This window comes from Streptomyces iconiensis (assembly GCF_028657195.3).
Taxonomy (GTDB): domain Bacteria; phylum Actinomycetota; class Actinomycetes; order Streptomycetales; family Streptomycetaceae; genus Streptomyces; species Streptomyces iconiensis.
In genome coordinates this window covers 47167-67116 of record NZ_JANCPR020000001.1, presented here as the reverse complement: position 1 = coordinate 67116, position 19950 = coordinate 47167, and the positions used below count along the sequence as shown (strand labels likewise).

The 19950-nt window shown below is 71.3% G+C and carries 13 protein-coding genes, 2 tRNA genes and 1 pseudogene; 2 read left to right on the top strand and 14 right to left on the bottom strand.

The features are described 5' to 3' along the window. Positions 1–283 precede the first annotated feature (283 nt). The 6 genes and pseudogenes from NMN56_RS43155 to NMN56_RS00240 form a co-directional block, all read right to left on the bottom strand. Positions 284–3058, bottom strand: a pseudogene (locus NMN56_RS43155) (ComEC/Rec2 family competence protein); the annotation flags it as partial. Further along, positions 3055–3708: a ComEA family DNA-binding protein gene (locus NMN56_RS00260; RefSeq protein ID WP_280842631.1), complete on the bottom strand. Its 654-nt coding sequence runs from the start codon at positions 3706–3708 to the stop codon at positions 3055–3057. The gene NMN56_RS00260 and the pseudogene NMN56_RS43155, both read right to left, overlap by 4 nt. A 1460-nt stretch (positions 3709–5168) precedes the next feature. Beyond that, a complete protein-coding gene (locus tag NMN56_RS00255; protein ID WP_274039907.1) occupies positions 5169–6014 on the bottom strand; it encodes a DegV family protein in 846 nt (281 codons plus the stop codon). 35 nt (positions 6015–6049) lie between these two features. Beyond that, positions 6050–6865 (bottom strand): hypothetical protein, encoded by an 816-nt coding sequence (locus NMN56_RS00250; RefSeq protein WP_274039908.1) that lies wholly within the window; start codon positions 6863–6865, stop codon positions 6050–6052. Positions 6866–7171: 306 nt separating this feature from the next. After that, on the bottom strand, positions 7172–10045 hold the full coding sequence (gene leuS / locus NMN56_RS00245) for a leucine--tRNA ligase (protein WP_274039909.1): 2874 nt from the start codon (positions 10043–10045) through the stop codon (positions 7172–7174). Positions 10046–10619: 574 nt separating this feature from the next. Beyond that, positions 10620–10692, bottom strand: a tRNA-Ala gene (locus NMN56_RS00240). 205 nt (positions 10693–10897) lie between these two features. Between NMN56_RS00240 and NMN56_RS00235 the strand changes: the two genes are divergently transcribed. Continuing rightward, positions 10898–12439, top strand: a complete 1542-nt coding sequence (locus tag NMN56_RS00235) for a glycosyltransferase 87 family protein (protein ID WP_347178552.1) — start codon at positions 10898–10900, stop codon at positions 12437–12439. On the opposite strand, the gene NMN56_RS00230 is transcribed toward NMN56_RS00235, so the two are convergent. The 3 genes from NMN56_RS00230 to NMN56_RS00220 form a co-directional block, all read right to left on the bottom strand. Continuing rightward, a complete protein-coding gene (locus NMN56_RS00230; RefSeq protein WP_274039910.1) occupies positions 12408–12641 on the bottom strand; it encodes a hypothetical protein in 234 nt (77 codons plus the stop codon). The genes NMN56_RS00235 and NMN56_RS00230 overlap by 32 nt on opposite strands. 7 nt (positions 12642–12648) lie before the next feature. Beyond that, on the bottom strand, positions 12649–12828 hold the full coding sequence (locus NMN56_RS00225; RefSeq protein ID WP_274039911.1) for a hypothetical protein: 180 nt from the start codon (positions 12826–12828) through the stop codon (positions 12649–12651). Positions 12829–12908: 80 nt separating this feature from the next. Next, positions 12909–14456, bottom strand: coding sequence for an MFS transporter (locus NMN56_RS00220; RefSeq protein WP_274039912.1), 1548 nt, complete (start codon positions 14454–14456; stop codon positions 12909–12911). 93 nt (positions 14457–14549) lie between these two features. Between NMN56_RS00220 and NMN56_RS00215 the strand changes: the two genes are divergently transcribed. Next, positions 14550–15578 carry a helix-turn-helix transcriptional regulator gene (locus tag NMN56_RS00215; protein ID WP_274039913.1) on the top strand — a complete coding sequence of 343 codons (1029 nt, stop codon included), beginning with the start codon at positions 14550–14552 and terminating at the stop codon, positions 15576–15578. 335 nt (positions 15579–15913) lie between these two features. Here the strand turns inward: NMN56_RS00215 and NMN56_RS00210 are convergent. From NMN56_RS00210 to nadD, 5 genes are all read right to left on the bottom strand, one after another. Next, positions 15914–15986: transfer RNA gene (locus NMN56_RS00210), tRNA-Ala, on the bottom strand. A 101-nt stretch (positions 15987–16087) separates the two neighbouring features. Further along, on the bottom strand, positions 16088–16744 hold the full coding sequence (locus NMN56_RS00205; RefSeq protein WP_274040010.1) for a histidine phosphatase family protein: 657 nt from the start codon (positions 16742–16744) through the stop codon (positions 16088–16090). Then, positions 16741–17169: a ribosome silencing factor gene (gene rsfS / locus NMN56_RS00200; RefSeq protein WP_274039914.1), complete on the bottom strand. Its 429-nt coding sequence runs from the start codon at positions 17167–17169 to the stop codon at positions 16741–16743. Before rsfS ends, NMN56_RS00205 begins: the two co-directional genes overlap by 4 nt. Before the next feature lie 230 nt (positions 17170–17399). Next, positions 17400–19271, bottom strand: a complete 1872-nt coding sequence (locus NMN56_RS00195; protein WP_274039915.1) for an LCP family protein — start codon at positions 19269–19271, stop codon at positions 17400–17402. Beyond that, the gene (nadD, locus tag NMN56_RS00190; RefSeq protein WP_274039916.1) at positions 19268–19912 is read right to left on the bottom strand and encodes a nicotinate-nucleotide adenylyltransferase; all 645 of its coding nucleotides are present in this window, start codon (positions 19910–19912) and stop codon (positions 19268–19270) included. The genes NMN56_RS00195 and nadD overlap by 4 nt, the downstream gene beginning before the upstream one ends. Positions 19913–19950: the final 38 nt, after the last annotated feature.

The following is a 19950-nucleotide window of genomic DNA, read 5'->3' as shown; positions in this document are numbered from 1 at the left end:
TTCCGGACGTGTCCCGGCATCCCGCCATCCCGGCACCGAGGTCACGCACCCCGCGGTGCGTGCGGCCCCGGGAGGACAACGAAGGTCCGCACCGCAGCACGGAGTGCCCGCAGCAGACCCCGGACAGAGCGGAGGGCGGAAGGCGCGGGGCGGGGGCGGGGCATCGCTGTGGGGGACGCGGGCCATGTGGCGTGGGCGACACCACGGTGCGGGGTCTCCGGCGCGTCCCACCCCGCGGTCTGCCCCGCTCAGTCACCACGGCAGGGGATCCATCGGGCCGCCGGGTCAGTGCGAGGGCGCCCTGTTCGTCGGTGCGCGCCACAACCGCCCCCGCGTCAAGCAGCGCTCTCAACGTCAGCGGTGACGGGTGCCCGTACGGGTTGTCACGCCCCGCCGATACGAATGCCACACGCGGCCGGAGTCTGTCCAGCAACCCGGCGTCCTGGTAACGCGAACCGTGATGGGCGACCTTGAGCACATCCACCCTCCCCAGCTCTGGCCGTGCCTGCAACAGGCCACGCTGCGCCGGGGGTTCGAGGTCACCGGGCAGAAGAAGGGTGAGCCCGGCCGTGCGCAGGAGGAGCGTCACGCTCGCATCATTGGCCCCTTCGCTCCCGCCCCCGCTGCCTGTCCCTGTCCCTTCCCCGCCGCCCAATCCACCGGCCAATCCACCGGCCAACGCATCGCCCGCCTCGGGCGAAGGAGGCCACAGCACCTCCCACTCCAGGTCACCCGCACGGCGTCTCTCTCCCGCGAGCGACGCGAACACAGGCACCCCGGCCCTCCTCGCTGCTCCCCGTACGAAGCCCGCCTGTCCGGCGGGTTCCGCCCGGCCGGTCGTCTGGATCCCGCCGACCGTACGTCCCCGCAACACCCCGGGCAGACCGGCGACATGATCGGCGTGAAAGTGCGTCAGGACGACCAGCGGAATCCTCGTGACGCCCACATCCCGCAGGCACCGGTCCACCGCCACGGGGTCCGGCCCCGCGTCCACCACAACCGCTCCGCCCTCACCTCCCCGTCCACCGTCAACAGCCAGAACCAGCGCGTCCCCCTGCCCCACATCGCACACCACCATCCGCCAGCCGGTCGGCGGCCACCCCGTGAAGGGCCGCACCAGCGGCGCGGGCCGTGTCACCGCCAGGAGCAGCACCAGCACACACACGGCGCACAGCCATGGACGGTGTGGCAGCCGAAGACGTACAGCCACCAGGAACAGCGCACCCAGCGCCACCGCCAGCAGCAGCGCCCCCGCCCACGAACCCGGCCAGCCGATCTCCGCGCCAGGCATCGCAGCGCCCGCACGCGCGATCCCCGCGATTCCCTCGACCGGCCAACTCGCCAGCCAGGCGAGCCCCCGCGCGCCCGCCATCGTCACGGGCGCCGACGCCAGCGCCGCGAACCCCAGCACCGTCGCCGGGGCCACGGCGAACTCCGCCAGCAGATTGCACGGCACCGCCACCAGGCTCACATGCGCCGCCAGCACCGCCACGACCGGCGCACACGCGGCCTGCGCAGCAGCCGCAGCGGCCAGCGCCTCAGCCGGCCGCCCGGGCCAGCCCCGTCTCCGCAGCGCGGCGGCCCAACGCGGGGCCACCGTCAGCAGCGACGCCGTGGCAAGCACCGACAGCAGAAACCCGAAGTCCCGTGCCAGCCAAGGGTCGTACAGCACCAGTAGCAGTACGGCGGCGGCCAGCGCGGGCAACAGCGAACGCCTTCGGCCCGTCGCAAGCGCGAGGATCGTGATCAACCCGCATGCCGCGGCACGCAACACGCTCGGCTCGGGCCTGCACACGATGACGAAGCCCAGCGTGAGCAACGCCCCCAGCACCGCCGTACCCCGCAACGAGAACCCCAGCCTCGGCGCCAGTCCCCTCCTCTCCGAACGGTTCGCCAGCCCCGGCGGACCGATCACCAGCACCAACACAATGGACAAGTTGGCCCCGCTGACAGCCAATAGGTGTGTCATGTCCGTGGCCCGGAACGCGTCCTCAAGCTCGGCCCGCAACCGCGACGTGTCACCGACCACAAGGCCCGGCAGCAGCCCTCGCGCGTCCTCACCGAGCCCGCCGCTCGCCTCCCTCAACCCGGCCCGCAACCCACCCGCGTACCGCTGTGCCACCGTCGGCGCCCGCACGACCTGCGGCGGCCCGGCCTCCACCCGCACCACGGCGCCGACGTCCTGACCCGACGGACCGTCCGTCGCGGGCTGCGCCAACCGCCCGTTCACCCGCACACGGGTCGAAGGCAGCACCCGTAGCCACATGTCCTTCGCGCTCACCCCAGCTGAAGCGCCCCCTTCCGAACCGCCCCTACCACCAAGGCCGTTCGCGCCTCCACCACCACCAGCGTCCGCTCCAGGTCCCCCGGCGTCCGATCCCCCACCACTGGAGTCCGCTCCCGGGGCGACGAGCAGCAGCACCGGCGTACGCATCGCCGCTCGCCCACCGTCCTCCGTACGTAACCGCACCGCCTCGCCGCGCACCACGATCACGCCCGCCGACTGCTGGGCTCCGCGCACCCGGGGTCGCGTCTCCCGTGGGTCCCCTGTCACGGTGACGTCGACCGTGGCATGCGCCTGCTCCTGCGCCAGCCCGGGCAGCGGGCCCCTGCGCAGATCCGCCGCGTGCAGGGCCGCGCTCGCCCCCGCCGCACCCGCGCACAGCAGCGAGACAGCGGCTCCGACCAGCAACGTCCTCCGCCCCTGTCCGCCGCACCCACGCCCCCTTGCGCGCTCGGCCGCGAGCAGTGCGAGCGCGGCGAGACAACAGACGGTGACCCCGACCACCGCGGCCGTACCGGACACGCCCAGCGCGAGCGCCGCAGCGCCCCATGCGGCGAGCGCTGCCGGGATCAGCCGCAGATCCTGTGCCGGCTGCCAAGGGGGCTCACCCGCTCCCACAGTCCTCACCCTCACCGGGCCGGCCGCCCCCGAGGCCCCCCTCGCCCCGACCGGACCGGCCCGGAGCCGAGACGCGGTCCTATCGCCCCGCCCGGGTCGGGCACCGCCACCCGTCCGAGGCCCGGCCCTCGCCCTTACCCCCTCCCCCGGGCTCATGGAGTCACCTGCGGCTTGATGTCGGCGAAGCGCTTCTCCCCGATTCCGTTGACGTCCTGCAGCTGGTCGATGGAGCGGAAACCGCCGTGCTGGGTGCGGTAGTCGATGATGTGCTGCGCCAGCACCGGGCCGACGCCCGGCAGGGTCTCCAACTGCTCGACCGTCGCCGAACTGAGGCTCACCGGGCTTCCCGCAGGGGGCGCCGCCGCCCCGCCCGCAGCCGTCCCGGCACCGGGCGGGGCTCCGGGACTGGGCGCCGGCCCCGCTGCCGCGCCCGCCTTCCCCGGCGCACCGATCACAAGCTGCTCGCCGTCAACGAGGAGTCGCGCGCGGTTCAACCCTTTCGTGTCCGCCCCGGAGCGCAGCCCGCCCGCCGCCTCCAGTGCGTCCGCCACCCGGGACCCCGCCTTCAGCCTCTTCACCCCCGGCTCGCGCACCTTCCCCGCCACATCGATCACCAGGCGCTTGCCCGGCGGTCCCGGGCCAGGGGCAACCGGTACCGCGCTCGCGCGGGCACCGACCGGGCCGTCCGGCCGTTCCTCGCCCGGGACGGCCACGCTCTGTGGCCTGCCCGCCCAGAAGTGGTGCACGGCGAACCCGACCGCCACCACCAGCACCAACAGCAGGGCCAGCAGCGTCTTCGGCTCCATCCCGCACCGCAGCCGCACCCACGTCGGCAGCCGCTCCCCCACCGCAAGCCGCGCACGCGCCCCCGCCCTCAACCCGGCACTCTCGGTCAGCGGTTCGTCCCGTCGGCCCCGCGCCGGTGGCTCGGTCCTCGCCTCTTCCCGTCCGAACGGCGGCGGCAGCTCCTCCGTCTCGTCCGGTTCCGCTCGCGCCCCGTCTCCAAGTGGCTCCCTCTCCTCCACAACGGGCCGCTCCGCTCCCCGCGCCCGGCCACCCGCGACCGGCCACGGCTCGCCCGCGTCTCCTGCGCCGGTTCGCCTCCCCGGCACAATGCGTGCCCCAGGGCGGGGAGTTGACCGCCAGGGTGTGGCTGTCCACCCATCGCGCCCCCGCCCCGCACCAGCACCCGAAGGTCCCGAGCCCGACGGGTCGCCGACGCTCCCCCGCCTGCGCTCGCGGCTCTCCCGGACGGCACCCCGAGCCACCGCGATGGCCTCGGCGCGCGGCATGACGACATGCTCGGGCCCGAACCTCTGCTCGGCCCCGCCCCCATGAACAGGCCCGGACCCGTCCCCAAGCCCTGGAGCCGGCCTCGCAGCAGACCCCGGACCGGGCCCCGGAATGGGCCCCGAGGCAGATGGCCCCGGATCAGGACGAGGCTCGCCAGCAGCCCCCGGCACAGGCCCCAGCCCAGGCACCGGCCCAGGCGCCGGCTCCGGCTCCGGCTCCGGCCCGGGGCCAACTCCCGGCGCAGGCTCAGCCCCGAAGTCGCGCACTCCAAGCCCGGGACCAGCCCCACCCGCCGGATCGGCGAAGAGCGAAGCCGCACGATCCGCCGGCCCGCCAGACCAGCCAGGCCCGGCGGATCCGGAAGGCCCAGGCGCCCCGGACGGCCCCGAGCGGAACGGGCGGGAGCGGCGGCGCAGGCGGGACGCGGCGTGGCGACCAGGCGCCGGATGGCTGCGAGGCCCGCGAGGCGGGCGGGTACGGGGAGACCCGCGTTCGGTGTCACGCCGCCCAGGCGGTCGATCACGCCTGCGCACAGAGGGTTCGGACGGCTCCATCGACTCACGTGCTTCAGATCGGTTGCTCATGCCGATCGACAGTAGGCATCCTCGACCCACTTGAATGATCTTGCTCAATTCCCGTGGAAAACCAGCGAGTTGTGGATAACTCCACCGCCCTTCCGGGTGAAAAGCACCGCCGCAGCGAGCCACACAACGGCAGTCGGCCCGCCATCACAGTCGGCCGCCACCGCTCCAGCCCGACCTCACACCAGCCAGCCACGTCCGACCGCACCTCATCGCGGCAGCGCGCGCGTCCGACCGCACCTCGCCCCAGCCAGACGCGTCCGACCGAGCCTCCGCGAGGCAACGCTCACGCCCGACCGCACCACTCCGGCAACACACGTGCCCATCGCCCCAGGCAACCCGCGTGCCCGACCGCAGCACCCCACCCCAGCGAGGCGGTACCCGACCGCCCCTCACCGCAGTGAGACCACAGCCCCCAGCAGTCCAGGCCCTGTGTGCGCACCGATCACCGCGCCGACCTCGCTCACATGCAGTTCCCGCAGCCCCGGCACCCTCTCGCGGAGGCGTTCGGCGAGCAGTTCGGCGCGGTCCGCAGCCGCCAGGTGGTGCACGGCGATGTCCACGCCCGCCTCCCCCGCGCGCTCCACCACGATCTCCTCCAGGCGCGCGATGGCGCGCGAGGCGGTCCGTACCTTCTCCAGCATCCCGATCCGGCCGTCGGCCAGTTCGAGCAGCGGTTTGACGGCCAGCGCCGACCCGAGCAGCGCCTGCGCGGCGCCGATGCGTCCGCCCCTGCGCAGATAGTCCAGGGTGTCCACGTAGAAGAGCGCCGAGGTGCCTTCCGCCCGCTTCTCCGCCGCGGCCACCGCCTCGTCCAGGGAGCACCCCGCCTCGGCCGACTCCGCCGCTGCCAGCGCGCAGAAGCCCAGCGCCATGGCGACCACGCCGGTGTCCACCACCCGCACCGGTACGGGCGACTCCTTCGCCGCCAGTAGAGCCGCGTCGTACGTCCCGGAGAACTCCGCCGACAGGTGCAGCGAAACGATCCCTTCCGCGCCCCCGGCGGCGGCTGCCCGGTAGGCGCGCGCGAACATCGCCGGGCTGGGCCGGGAGGTGGTGACGGGCCGCCGTTCCCGCAGGGCCGTCTCCAGGGAACGTGCCGAGATCTCCGTGCCCTCCTCCAGCGCCTGATCGCCCAGAACGACCGTCAGCGGTACGGCGTCGATACCGTGCCGGCGCAGAGCCGACGGGGGCAGATATGCCGTGGAATCGGTGACGATCGCGACGTGGCCAGGCATGGAACGGAGGGTATCGGGCGGGGGAACCGTGCTGTTCAGGAGGCGCCCCGTGGCCGGCGCTCGTCGATCCCTGACCCCGAACGCTTCGGCTCGGCCACAGGCTCCTCACGCGCCGGGGCCGACTCCTTGGAAAACGCCGTACGAGACGCCTCGGGAAGCGCTCCACGGGGCTCCTCGGAACGCGCAGGCCCCGTCTTCCCGGTCCGCCCCAGGCCGCCCCTGCGCTGCTGCTCCCCAGAGAGCGCGTCAGCGGCCGACGGGTCGGCGGCCGGCGCACCGGACGCCAGAGGGTCGGACACCGGCGATCCGGAGGTCCAGTGGCGCAGCGCCCCGGTCTCGATCTCGATCTGTTCGCGCAGCGAGTCCAGGCCGTCGTGGTCGAACTGCCGTGCCCGGTCCTGCGCGGCGAAGCGGAGCGAGTCGGCCGACTCCTTGAGGCGCCGCATTCTGTCCCGTGCGTCGGGGAGGCTGGCCGAGACCCTCGCGCGGTCGGGCTCGCCCTCCATCAGCATGCGCAGTTCGCCGTCCAGGTGACGTGCGTGGTCGTGAAGCCGGTCCAGGAGGCTGAGCGCCTCCCTCAGTGCAGGATCGTCCTGTGCACCGGTCTCCAGGACCCTGCGTGTGCTGTCGAACGAGGAGCGCAACTCCAGCCTCACCCGCGCGACTTCACCGACGGGGCCGGGCTGGACGCCCCGCGCCTTGAGGGTCGTTTCCTCCACGGTGCGCCTGACTTGGGCACCTGTGCGCTCCACACCGCGCTTCACCGTCCGCACGGCACGCACGGTGACCATCGCTCCGAGTGTCACGAAGGCCAGGAAGAGCACCAGGCCGATGACGAGTCCCACGTCCACGGGTCGCTCCTCCGTTCGTCCACTACCTTTCCCGCCCAGCGTAAACGGCCGGGGACGGCACCGGGTTCCGTCAGGACCCGGACCGTCCCCGCAAACGCCCCGTAGGGGTGTGCCGGCAACACCGGCCGGAGGAGAGCGACTCAGCCCGCACCGGCACGCTGTGACGCCCTCACAGGCTCACGCGGCCACCGCCGGCCACGCACCCCTGCGACAGCCCGGCCACGCACCCGTAAGACGACCCTGGCACCCACTCACGCGACGGCCCGGCCAGCCGCTCAGTCACTCACGCGACGGCCGGGCCCGTGCTCACGCCGGAACGATGTTGACCAGCTTCGGCGCGCGGACGATGACCTTGCGGATCTCCGCACCGCCCAGCGCCGCGATCACCGCGGGTGAGGCCAGGACCTGGGCCTCCAGGTCGGCCTCGGAGATGGACGGCGGAACCTCCAGCCTGGCCCTGACCTTGCCCTTGATCTGAACGACGCAGGTCACGGACTCGTCCACCAGGTAAGCGGGGTCGGCGACCGGGAAGTCCCGGTGGACGACGGAGTCCTCGCCACCCAGCTTGCGCCACAGCTCCTCGGCGATGTGCGGGGCCAGCGGCGCGATCAGCAGCACCATGGTCTCGGCTACGGAGCGCGGCACCTCGGGCAGCTTGGTGACGTGGTTGTTCAGCTCGGTGATCTTGGCGATGGCGGTGTTGAAACGCAGGGCCGACATGTCCTGGCCGATGCCGTCGATCGCCTTGTGCAGGGCGCGCAGCGTCGCCTCGTCCGGCTCTCCCGCGACCACGGCGACCTCTCCGGTCACCTCGTCGACGACGTTCCGCCACAGCCGCTGGAGCAGGCGGAACTGGCCGACGACCGCGCGGGTGTCCCAGGGGCGCGAGACGTCCAGCGGACCCATCGCCATCTCGTACAGGCGCAGGGTGTCGGCGCCGAACTCGGCGGAGATCTCGTCCGGGGTGACCGCGTTCTTCAGGGACTTGCCCATCTTGCCCAGTACGCGGCTGACCTTTTCGCCCTTGTAGTAGTACGCGCCGTCGCGCTCCTCCACCTCGGTGGCCGGTACGGCGATGCCGCGCACGTCACGGTAGACGAACGCCTGGATCATGCCCTGGTTGTACAGCTTGTGGAACGGCTCGGAGGACGAGATGTGCCCCAGGTCGTGCAGCACCTTGGACCAGAAACGCGCGTACAACAGGTGCAGCACAGCATGCTCCTGGCCGCCCACGTACAGGTCGACACCGCCGCTGGGCTGTCCTTCACGGGGGCCCATCCAGTAGCGCTCGACATCCGGATCGACCAGCTTCTGGTCGTTCTCGGGGTCCAGGTAGCGCAGCTCGTACCAGCACGAACCCGCCCAGTTGGGCATGGTGTTGGTCTCCCGGCGGAAGCGCCGGGGGCCCTTGCCGTCGCCCAGGTCCAGGGTGACGTTGACCCACTCCTCGTTGCGGGACAGCGGCGTCTCCGGGGACGTGTCGGCATCGTCCGGCTCGAAGGTGCGCGGGGAGTAGTCCTCGACCTCGGGCAGTTCCAGGGGCAGCATCGACTCGGGCAGCGCGTGCGCGGTGCCCTCCTCGTCGTAGACGATCGGGAAGGGCTCGCCCCAGTAGCGCTGACGGCTGAACAGCCAGTCGCGCAGCCTGTAGTTGACGGTTCCCTCGCCGAAGCCGTGCTCCTCCAGCCAGGCCGTCATCCGCTCCTTGGCCTCGGTGACGCCCAGGCCGTCCAGGGAGATGCTCTCGTCGGTCGAGTTGACGATCTTCGCGTCGTACGAGCTGAAGGCGTCGTCCCACGTGGCGGGGTCCGGGCCACGCCCGTCGGAGGGCTCAACGACACAGCGCATCGGCAGCTCAAAGGCACGTGCGAAGGCGAAGTCCCGGTGGTCGTGTGCGGGGACGGCCATGATGGCGCCCGTGCCGTAACCCATCAGCACGTAGTCGGCGATGAAGACCGGGGCCGGCTCACCGCTGACCGGGTTGGTGGCGTAGGCGCCGATGAAGACGCCCGTCTTGTCCTTGGCCTCGGCCTGGCGCTCGACGTCCGACTTCGCCTCGGCCTGCGCCCTGTAGGCGGCGACGGCCTCGGCCGGGGTGGCGTAGCCGCCCGTCCACACCTCATGGGTGCCTTCCGGCCAGGCGTCCGCGACGAACTTCCCGACCAGGGGGTGCTCGGGCGCCAGCACCATGTAGGTGGCGCCGAACAGCGTGTCCTGGCGGGTGGTGAAGACATCGACGGTGTCACCGTCCAGGGGGAAGGCGATCCGTGCGCCCTCGCTCCGCCCGATCCAGTTGCGCTGCTGGAGCTTGATGGCCTCGGGCCAGTCCAGGCCGTCCAGGTCGTTCACCAGGCGGTCGGCGTAGGCCGTGATCCGCATGTTCCACTGGCGCAGCTTGGCCTTGAAGACGGGGAAGTTCCCACGCTCCGACCTGCCGTCGGCCGTGACCTCCTCGTTGGCCAGTACGGTGCCCAGGCCCGGGCTCCAGTTGACCGGTGCGTCCGAGGCGTATGCCAGGCGGTACTCGCCCAGCAGATCGGCCCGCTCGCGCTCGCTCAGCCCGCTCCACGGGCCCCAGGCGTCCGGCGTCTCCCGCTCGCCGGACTCGAACTGCGCGACCAGGTCCTCGATCGGACGGGCCCTGTCGGCATCGGTGTCGTACCAGGAGTTGAAGATCTGCAGGAAGATCCACTGGGTCCACCTGTAGTACTGCGGATCAATGGTGGCGAAGGACCTGCGCTGGTCGTGGCCCAGACCCAGGCGGCGCAGCTGCGCCTTCATCTGGATGATGTTGGCCTCGGTCGAGGTGCGCGGGTGGGTGCCCGTCTGCACGGCGTACTGCTCCGCGGGCAGACCAAAGGCGTCGAAGCCCAGGGTGTGCAGGACGTTGTGCCCCGTCATCCGCTCGTAGCGCGCGTACGCGTCGGTGGCGATGTAGCCCAGGGGGTGCCCCACATGCAGCCCCGCACCCGAGGGGTACGGAAACATGTCCATGATGAACTTCTTGGGCTTCGCCGCCTGCTCCGGGTCGCCGCCCAGCGGCCCGTCCCCGGGATTCGGCGCCTCATAGGTGCCGTTCTTCTCCCAGAAGTCCTGCCAGCGTGCCTCGATGTCGGCGGCGAGAGCCGCCGTGTAGCGATGGGGGGCCGCGGTCTCGGCGGCGGTGGTCGTCTCGCTCATCGTCCTCAAAGCTCCATCGGTCGTCTCTGCTCAGCGGTCACCAAACGAAAAAACCCCTCGCACAGGAGGGGAAGCCGCGCCGATTCCGATCCACAAAGGGTCGGGACTGATCAGCGCGGCTCACTAAGCAGAAGGCGTACAGCACGCATGCCGTCAGGGTACCGCAAGGCCCCCCAGCCCCTCTCTTGAGCCCCACAAGAGCCCCGCCCAGCGCCCGGCACCGGCCCTCAGCGCCGAAGAGAAGAACCCCCGACTTTGCGAGGGGACGACCCTCGCGTTCCCAGCCGGATCAGGCCACCCTGCCGAACCTCAGACAGCCCCCGGCCCACGGGAACCCACAACCAGACCGAGCCCCCGCCAGCACCCGCCCCGCGAACAGATCCAGGACACCGAACCCGGACCACGTGCGAAGACGACAACGACCTGCGCCACAGGGGAAAGCCAACAACCCACCCCAGCCACAACAAGGGGGTGTGGGTGGCGAAGCCCCCACGAACGCGTGGCGAAGCCACGCAAAAACAACGGAGGCGAGCCGCTCCGCACATCTGCGGACACAGCTCGCCTCTCGCTTCCGTGGAGCTAAGGAGAATCGAACTCCTGACCTCTTGCATGCCATGCAAGCGCTCTACCAACTGAGCTATAGCCCCATGTTCTGGTCCGCCGGGGCTTTCCCGGGGTCTTCCCTCGGCGGCCTGGCCAACCTTACACGCCCCCTGCCGTCTTCTGCCAAATCGCTTTTGCGCCGCTCTCGGCCCCCCGCTTCCCCCTCGGGAATCGGCCGGTACTGTCGTTGGCGCGACGCCCCTCTCGCGCCCCCCACGGGCCCCACCCGCACTTCTGGAGCCACAACCCGTGAGCACGTTGCAGCAGGCCGCCGACAGCAAATGGCCCCTGGCGGTCAAGTCATATGTGCTGCGCCGTCCCACCCTGCTCGCCGCGGCGGCGTGCCTGGTGTCGTTCACCGGCTTCTGGGTCGCGCAGCGCGCCGCCGACGTCTCCATGATCGACCTGCTGGTGTACCGCGCCGAGGGGTGGACTGTACGCAACGGCCACGACCTGTACGCCATGCGCGTCACGTACGCCGATCTGCCGACCACCTACCCGCCCTTCGCCGCGCTCCTGTTCATCCCGCTTCCGCTGCTGACCATCGGGGACATGCGCGGCGCCGCCACCTTCGTGAACCTCGCGCTGCTCGTCGTGCTCGTCCATCTGACACTGCGGCTGCTCGGGAGGCCCCGGCACGTGCCCAGACCGGCGGTGACGCTCCTGCTCGCCGCCGTGGCGGTCTGGTGCGAGCCGGTGTGGACGACGCTGCGCTACGGGCAGATCAACCTGCTGCTCGCCGTACTGGTCCTGTGGGACCTCTCCAGGCGCACCGGGCACCGTCTCGCGGGCGTCGGGATCGGGATCGCGGCCGGCATCAAGCTCACACCGGCGCTGTTCGCCGTCTTCCTGGCGCTGTGCGGGGCCGTGGAGGGCTGGCGGCGGCTGCGGCGTACGGGCAGCGTGGCGGACGCGTGGAACCCCAGGCTGCGCCAGGCCGCCGTCGCCACGGCGACCTTCCTGGGCACCGTGGCCGTCTCCGCGCTGGTGCTGCCACGTGACTCGCGGACGTTCTGGGGCGAGACGCTCTTCCAGTCGAGCAGGGTGGGACGCACGGAGATCTCCGACAACCAGTCCCTCAGCGGGGTGGCGGCACGCCTGTTGCACACCGCCGATCCCGGCGGGCTCTGGGGGGCTCTCGCGCTCGTGGTGGCCGTACTCGGGCTGGGCTCGGCCGTGGCCGCGATGCTCGCGGGGCAGCGCCGCCTTCCGCACGCGCACGCGTGGGCCGCCTCGGCCTGCGCCGTCACGGCGCTGCTCATCAGCCCCATCTCCTGGTCGCACCACTGGGTGTGGTGCGTGCCAGTAGTGGTGCTGCTGGGCGCCGAGGCCCAACGGCGTGCAAGTAGGCGCTGGTTGGCCGGCACGGTGGTGGCGGGGGTGCTCTTCTGCTCGTACGCGCTGTGGTGGGTACCGCGCGTTCCGGGCTCGGACAATCCCCCTGAACTGCGGCAGAACGGCGGTCAAATGCTGCTCTCCGGCATCTATCCGGCCGTCGGGGTCGCCTTCTTGGTACTCACGGCGGTCGTGGCGGCAAGAGCGCTGCGCAAGCCGGCGCCGTACGAGTCGCCAACCGCCCGCACCTCGCGTCCCGCCGGTATGCCGCATACGGCGCGTACGCCGGACCTGCGGGAGCCCGCGCGGTCAGGCGATCGCCAGGCGGCGGAGTTTGACCCAGGGCGCACGGGTACACCAGGCACCACGGGTACACGAGGCGCGCGGGGAACGCGGGTGACCAGGCGCGGGGCAGAGGCCGGGGTCAGGCCGTGGCGAAGGAATAGAAGCGTTTGAGCGTGCAGTGGGCGTCCAGGAGGCGCCCGTAGATGGGCTCGCCGTCCAGTTCGCGGTACGTCTCGATCGGGTCGCCCTTTATGATCAGCGCCCGTGCGCAGTCCTCGCACCAGTACTGGAACGCGGTGTTGACCGGCTCCATGTCGCGGACGATCGGAGTGCCGCTGCCGCACCAGTCGCACTTTCTGCTGTGCGCGCCCATCGCTCACTCAGCTCCAGATGTGGCCACAAGCCGTGCACACGTAGGAAACTCCTCCATTGTCACCGAGCACTTGGGCGACGTTCGATGAACCACAGGACGGGCACTGGAGGGAATCGGGCGAAGCCGGCGAACGCTCCAGCTGGAGTGCGAGCCCTTGGTCGTCGTCGCTGAGGGCTGTCGCCGACATCGCACTCGTCCCTCCCCTTGGCCTTCCCCCTTCCAGCCGTGTCGATTCTGCCACGTTCGGCCCCGCTCTCAGAGCCCCGGTCAGCGATCCTCCCGCCGTACACGGCGCACCACACGGCTCAGCGGTCCCACGAGCCCTCCGGCCAGCGCCGCAGCCGCCAGGACGGCGCAGGTCGCCGTGGCTGCACCGGCGGAAGCCGCCGGTGCAGGGGCCGCCCCGTCCACGCGTTGCAGGAAGAGCGCTCCGAAAACCGCCACACCAAGAAGCAGTCCGAGCTGCGCCGTGGTGACCAACAGGCCACTCGCGTCGGCCGCTTCGCTCTGACGTATACCCCCGAGCGTCCGGGTCAGAACGGGGTTGAACGCAAGGGAGAGCCCCATACCGAGGAAAGCCAGGCATACGTAGAGCCACGGTCCGCCCTCCCCTTGCCCGGACAGCAGTTCCCCCAGCCACAGGAAGGCGCCGGTGGCGACGAGGAAACCGGTCGCCGACAGCGCGGGATGCCAGGTGGCCGGCAGCATGCGCCAGGTCGTTCCGGTGACGGCGAAGGCCACGGCGGTCGGGATCAGCGTGAGCCCCGCACGCAGCGCGCTCTGGCCCAGCCCCTCCTGGAAGTGGAGCATCAGCACGAAGAAGAACCCCGAGTTGACGGCCATCATGCAGCAGATGCGGAAGACGGCCACCGGCACACCAGGCGCCCGCAACACACGCGGCGAGATCAACGGGCTGCCCCCGCGCCGCGCGAGCCGTGTCTCGTACCACGCGAACAGGGCGAAGAGCGCGGCGCACAGGCCGAGTGAGACCCATCCCCATACCGGCCAGCCCTGTTCGCGCCCGAGCACCACGGGAACGGTGAACAACAGGACCGCCGCGGCGAGCAGCACCAGCCCCGAAAGGTCGAGCGAACGGCGTGCCCCCTCGTCAGGGCCGTCGTACCGGGCGGCCATCAGCCAGGGGCCGACAGCCAGCAACAGCACTCCTACGGGGACGTTGATCAGGAACACCGGCCGCCAGCCCCAGCCGAACAGGTCCGCGTCCACCAGTACCCCGCCCAGAATCTGCCCCGCCGCTGCTCCCACACCGAGAACAGCGGCGTACGCGCCGAGCGCGCGGCTCCTGGACGTACCGGTGAACGTGCGCTGTATGAGGCTGAGGACCTGCGGCAGCATCATCGCGGCCCCGGCGCCCTGCACCAGCCGGAAGGCGGTCAACTGGCCGCCGCTGGACGCCAGACCGCAGGCCAGGGAGGCGCCGGTGAACACGACGAGCCCGCAGAGGAAAGCCCGTGAGTGGCCCAGCAGTCCGCCCAGCCGGGCACCTGTGATCAGCAGTACGGCGTACGCGATGGAGTAGCCGGCAACGACCAACTGGAGCCCGGAGCCCGAGATGTGCAGGTCGGCCCGGAGTTCGGGAGCCGCGACATTCACGATGAAGGTGTCCAGCAGCGACATGAACTGGCCCGTCAGCACGATGACAAGCAGCCACCCCGGCCGGGGCACGCGCCGCACATGGGCCCCGGCGGCGGCCGGATTGTCAGTGCCGTCGTCTTTACTGAGCACGGGAGTTGGCGGAGGGGAACGGAACGAGGGGGTGTCCTGCGCGGTGGAGGACGAAGAGGCTGTGGTCATGCGCCGAGCCTGCGGGCCGGGCGCACGGACTTATGAGAGCCCGCTGATGCTGGTACTGACAGCACCTGGCAGCTTCTGGCGGCTGCCCCGACCATGGAGGGTGTGACCACGATCGCCGAGAGCCGAGCGGAAGCGGCGTCGCGCCGACGGCGCCCCGCGCTGTCCGCCTTCCTGCGCACCCGCCGTGCACGGGTCTCCCCCGCCGACGTCGGCATGCCACCGGGCCTGCGGCGCCGCACCCCTGGCCTGCGCCGCGAGGAGGTCGCGCAGCTCTCCGGTGTGGGCGTGACCTGGTACACGTGGCTGGAACAGGGCAGACCGATCAACGCCAGCGTGCAGGTGCTGGACGCCGTGGCCCGCACGCTGCGGCTGGACCAGACCGAGCGCGAGCATCTGTACCACCTGGCCGAGGTGCCCTACGTTCCCGAACGGGAGCGCACAGCCGAGGAGATCGACCCCGAGGTGCACCGCATCATCGAGTCGATGGACCCACTGCCCGCCGTGGTCTACAACGGCCGGTACGACGTACTGGCAGCCAACTCCGCCTACCGCCACATCTTTCCGGTCCTGGACATCGTCGGAGGGCCCGAACGGAACGTGCTGTGGCAGCTGTTCGTGACGATGCGGCCGTGCTGCTGCGCGATCCTGAACCGGAAGGAGGAACTGCCCCTCCTGGTGGCCACGCTGCGCGGCACCTACGGCCGGCATGTGGGCGAGCCGGCCTGGGAGGGCTTCGTCGACGAGCTGTGCGCGGCGAGCGGCGAGTTCTCCGCACTGTGGCGCAGCGGCGATGTCTCCCCAACCGGCGCACGCGTGAAGCTGGTGCAGCACGCTTCGGTCGGTGAACTGCGGCTGACCTCCACCTCGTTGGAGATCAGCGGCGCCCCCGAGACCCGGATCGTCGTCTACTCGCCCCACGACACGGAGACCGAGAGCCGGACGGCGCGGCTGCGGGAGATCGAGGACCCGGTGATCGGCTGCCCGGTGCACGCACGCCCGCTGTCCTACATACGCTCCACCATGCTGCGCACCGCACACCTGCACACCGGAAACGGCAACGGACACCGAGCCACAACCCAGATCCCACCCCCCGAGCCGACCCCCGGGCCCGGCGGCGAGTAGAGCCACCACGCCACCGGCCCCCAGAAGAGTCACCACGCCCCGGCCACCACGGAAACAGCCGACAACGAACCCGAACCACGGGAAGGCCCAACAACGAACCCGGCCCGCGAGAAGACCCGACAACGAACCCGGCCCGCGAGAAGACTCGGCACGGACTCGGACCGCGAGGAGACCCGACACGGACCCGAACCACGGGGAGACTCGACAACGAACCCCAGCCACAGCAAGGGGGGTGTGGGTGGCGAAGCCCCCACGAACGCGGGGCGAAGCCACGCAAAAACAACGGAGGCGAGCCGCTCCGCACACCTGCGGACACAACTCGCCTCTCGCCTCCGTGGAGCTAAGGAGAATCGAACTCCTGACCTCTTGCATGCCATGCAAGCGCTCTACCAACTGAGCTATAGCCCCGGGGCCCGGGCGCCGGAGCGCCGCGAACGAGAAGAAGCTTAACCGGCGACCAGGCGGAATGAGAAATCGGTCCCGCGCCTCAGCCGTCCCTCAGTCGCCCGTCAGTCGTCGTCGCCGAGCACGGGCTCGGGCAGGCTGCCCGCGTTGTGCTCCAGGAGCCGCCAGCCGCGCTGTGTCTCTCCCAGGACGGACCAGCAGCAGTTCGAGAGCCCGCCCAGCGCCTCCCAGGTGTGCGGCGCGAGTCCGATCAGCCGACCGATGGTGGTGCGGATGGTGCCGCCGTGGCTGACGACGACGAGCGTGCCGCCGTCGGGCAGCTTGTCCACGCTGCGCTCGACGACCGGAGCGGCCCGGTCGGCCACCTCGGTCTCCAGCTCACCGCCGCCGCGCCGCACGGGCTCGCCCCGCTTCCACGCGGCGTACTCGTCGCCGTACAGCTCGACGATCCTCTCGTGGGTGAGGCCCTGCCAGGCACCCGCGTAGGTCTCGCGCAGCGACTCGTCGTGCGCGACGTCGAGCCCCGTGAGCGCGGCCAGCTCCGCCGCCGTCGCCGTCGTGCGCTGGAGGTCGGAGGCGATGATCGCGTCCGGCCTCAGCGCCGCGAGCAGCCGGGCGGCGCGGCGTGCCTGCGCGAGGCCCTCGTCGGTGAGCGCGATGTCCGTCGTGCCCTGGAAGCGGCGCTCCAGGTTCCACGCGGTCTGCCCGTGGCGCCACAGGACGATCTTGCGGCCCTTGACCGCTTCCGTGTTCCCGTTCAGTTCAGCTCTCCGTCCAGCTCGCTCTCCCGCGCGTGTTCGGCCCCCTTGCCGCGGGTGGCCTTCGCCTCTTCGGGCAGGTCGAGCTCGGGGCAGTCCTTCCACAGCCGCTCCAGGGCGTAGAAGACGCGCTCCTCGCTGTGCTGAACGTGGACGACGATGTCGATGTAGTCGAGCAGCACCCAGCGGCCGTCGCGCTCACCCTCGCGGCGCGTGGGCTTGGCGCCCAGCTCCTTGAGCAGGTGCTCCTCGATCCCGTCGACGATGCCCTTGACCTGGCGGTCATTGGGTGCCGAGGCGAGGAGGAAGGCGTCGGTGATGGCGAGGACATCGCTGACGTCGTAGGCGACGATGTCGTGCGCGAGCTTGTCAGCGGCGGCCTGAGCGGCGGCGTTGATCAGCTCGGTTGAACGGTCCGTGGCGGTCACAGGCGATGCTTTCGGGTCGGGAACGGCGTGTACGTATCAGGTTCAAGGGTCTCACGGCCGCTTCCCGCGCCGGTCCCGCGCGGAAAGCCTCCGCCTCAGGTGCCCGGCCGGTCCCCGCCGGCTCTCCCGGCCGGCCCCGCCCCGGGGAGCGGGGCCGCGGCGGGTCGTGCCTGTGACCTGCGGCCTGGACGGGCTCGCCGTCCGAAGCGACCAGCGGTGATCAGCGATGATCAGCCGGCCTTGTAGTCGCCGCCGAGCAGCACGGTGACATCCGCGTTCGCGGAGCCCTTGGCCTTGCGGACGGAGGTGCCCCGCAGTCCGAGGGTCTTGGCGACCTCCTCGGCCTTGGCCTTCTGCTCCGGCTTGGCGTACGTCACCAGCGAGGTGGGCCGGGTGGCGGAAGCGCCGCCCTTGGCGACCGTGTAGCCGCCGTTGACCAGCGCGGCGGACGCGGCGTTGTCCATGCCGCGCTTGCCCGTGCCGTTCTTGAGGCTCACGCGGAGTGCGGCTTCGGGGTCGGAGTTCTTGACGGTGCCGCCGAGCACCTTCTCGACCACGGCCTCGCCCGCCTGGCGGCTGAGGGTGCCGTTCGCGCGCACGGGAAGCACCTGGGTGCGGTAGTCGCCGCCCTTGGCGCGCTCCGCCAGCTTGGCCAGCGAGGCGCCGAGCTGGGACTCGGAGAGTGAGGGGTCGGGGATCTGGCCGAGGGACTCGACGGTCTTGGTCGCGGCGGCCGGCTCGCCCGACAGCTTCTTCAGCGCGGCCTGCATCACCTGCCCGAACCGCGCGAGCTGCTTGCCCTGCGGCTCGCCCTGGGCCCTGTAGGTGGCGTAAGCGACGGCGGCACGGCCGTCCAGGTCCTGGGCCTCGCCCCGCTCGACCTGCGGCTTGTCGCTCTTCTTGGCGCCGGGCACGGACGTGTCGGTGTCCAGCGCGATGCCGCCGACCAGCTCGACCAGGTTCTCCAGATACGGGGTGTCCAGCCGCCAGGTGCCCTTGATGTCGGAGCCGAGCAGCGTGTCCAGGGCGTCGCGGGTGGGCGAGGCGCCCTGGTCCTCGACGGACTTGCCGAGCGTGGTCGTGGTGCCGTCCTCCGTGGAGACCGCGAGGGAGTTCGGCAGCAGGACGGTGCTGCCCTGGCCGGCGCTCGCGTTGTCGACCAGGAGCGCCGTTGAGCTGCCACCGCCCGCCTCGCGCAGATGCACGAGGATCACGTCCCGCTGCTTGCCGGCGGCGGCCGGACCCTTGTCCTTGGCGCCGCCGAGTCCCGGCAGCATCCCCTCGTACCAGAGGTAGCCGACGCCGCCGGCCACGACGAGCACGAGGGCGACGACGAGCGCGACGATGCGGTGCCTGCCGCGCCGCTTGGCCTCCTCGCGCCGCTCCGTACGGCTCTCGGAGAACTTGAGCCAGTCGATGACGTCCTCGGAGTCGTCCGTGGGCTCCTCGACGAACGCGAACTGCTCGGTGTGGTACTCCTCTTCGCCGCTGACCTGCCCCGGCCCGCGAGCGGCCTGCCGGGGAACGGTGGGCTGCGCCTGCTCCTGCCCCCGCTCCTGGTAGGCGGGCTGTCCGCCCTGCTCCTGCTGCCCGTAGCTCTCCTGCTGCGGGGGCGGGGTCTGCTGCGGGAACCACTCCTGTCGCTGCGTGGACTGCTGCGGCGCGGCCGACTGCTGCTGCGCGGCCTGCTGTTGGCCGGCGGTCTGCTGTCCCGGCGCCTGGCCGTACGGGTCGTACGGGCCGTACGGGTCCTGCTGTCCCGGCTGGGCCTGGCCGGGGTGGCCCGCGTACGGGTCATAGCCAGGCTGCTGCTGACCGGGGGCCTGCGGCGGCTGCTGGGGCTGCGCGTACGGGTCGTAGGCGCCGGGGGTGACGGGGTCGTAGGAGCCGGGGGCGGCGGGGTCGTAGCTGCCGGGGGCGGCGTACGGGTCCTGCGGCGCGTACCCCTGCGCGGGGTAGCCCTGGCCCGCGTAGTGCTGCCGGCCGGGGTATTCCTGTCCGCCCTGCGCCGCCTCCTGCCGGTAGACGGGCCTGCCGTACTCGTCGTAGCCGATGATCTCGGGCTGCTGTCCGTACGGGTCGTGTCCGTAGCCGTCGTTCACACCTGCGGCCCCTCTGTTCGGTCCCCCCGGTACAGCACGCGCTTGCTGATGTACCGCACGACACCGTCGGGGACCAGGTACCAGACCGGATCGCCGCGCTCCACCCGTGCGCGGCAGTCGGTGGAGGAGATGGCCAGCGCGGGGACCTCCACCAGCGAGACGCCGCCCTGCGGCAGTCCGGGGTCCGCGAGCGCGTGGCCGGGCCTCGTCACGCCGATGAAGTGGGCGAGCGAGAACAGTTCTTCGGTGTTGCGCCAGCTGAGGATCTGCGAGAGCGCGTCGGCACCGGTGATGAAGAAGAGGTCGGTGTCCGGGTTCATCTCGGCCAGCTCACGCAACGTGTCTATCGTGTACGTCTTGCCGCCGCGGTCGATGTCGATCCTGCTGACCGAGAACTGCGGGTTCGAAGCGGTCGCGATGACCGTCATCAGATAGCGGTCCTCGGGGGGCGACACCGTCTGGTGGCTCTTCTGCCATGGCTGCCCCGCGGGTACGAACACGACCTCGTCCAGGTGGAAGCGCGCCGCGACCTCGCTCGCTGCCACCAGGTGGCCGTGGTGGATGGGGTCGAACGTTCCACCCATCACACCGAGCCGCCGTTTACCTGTGGCGGGCGTTCCGCCCTCGCCGTTCTCTCCCATGCGTGCGGACCCTATCCTCTGTCCAGGTGACCGGGCGG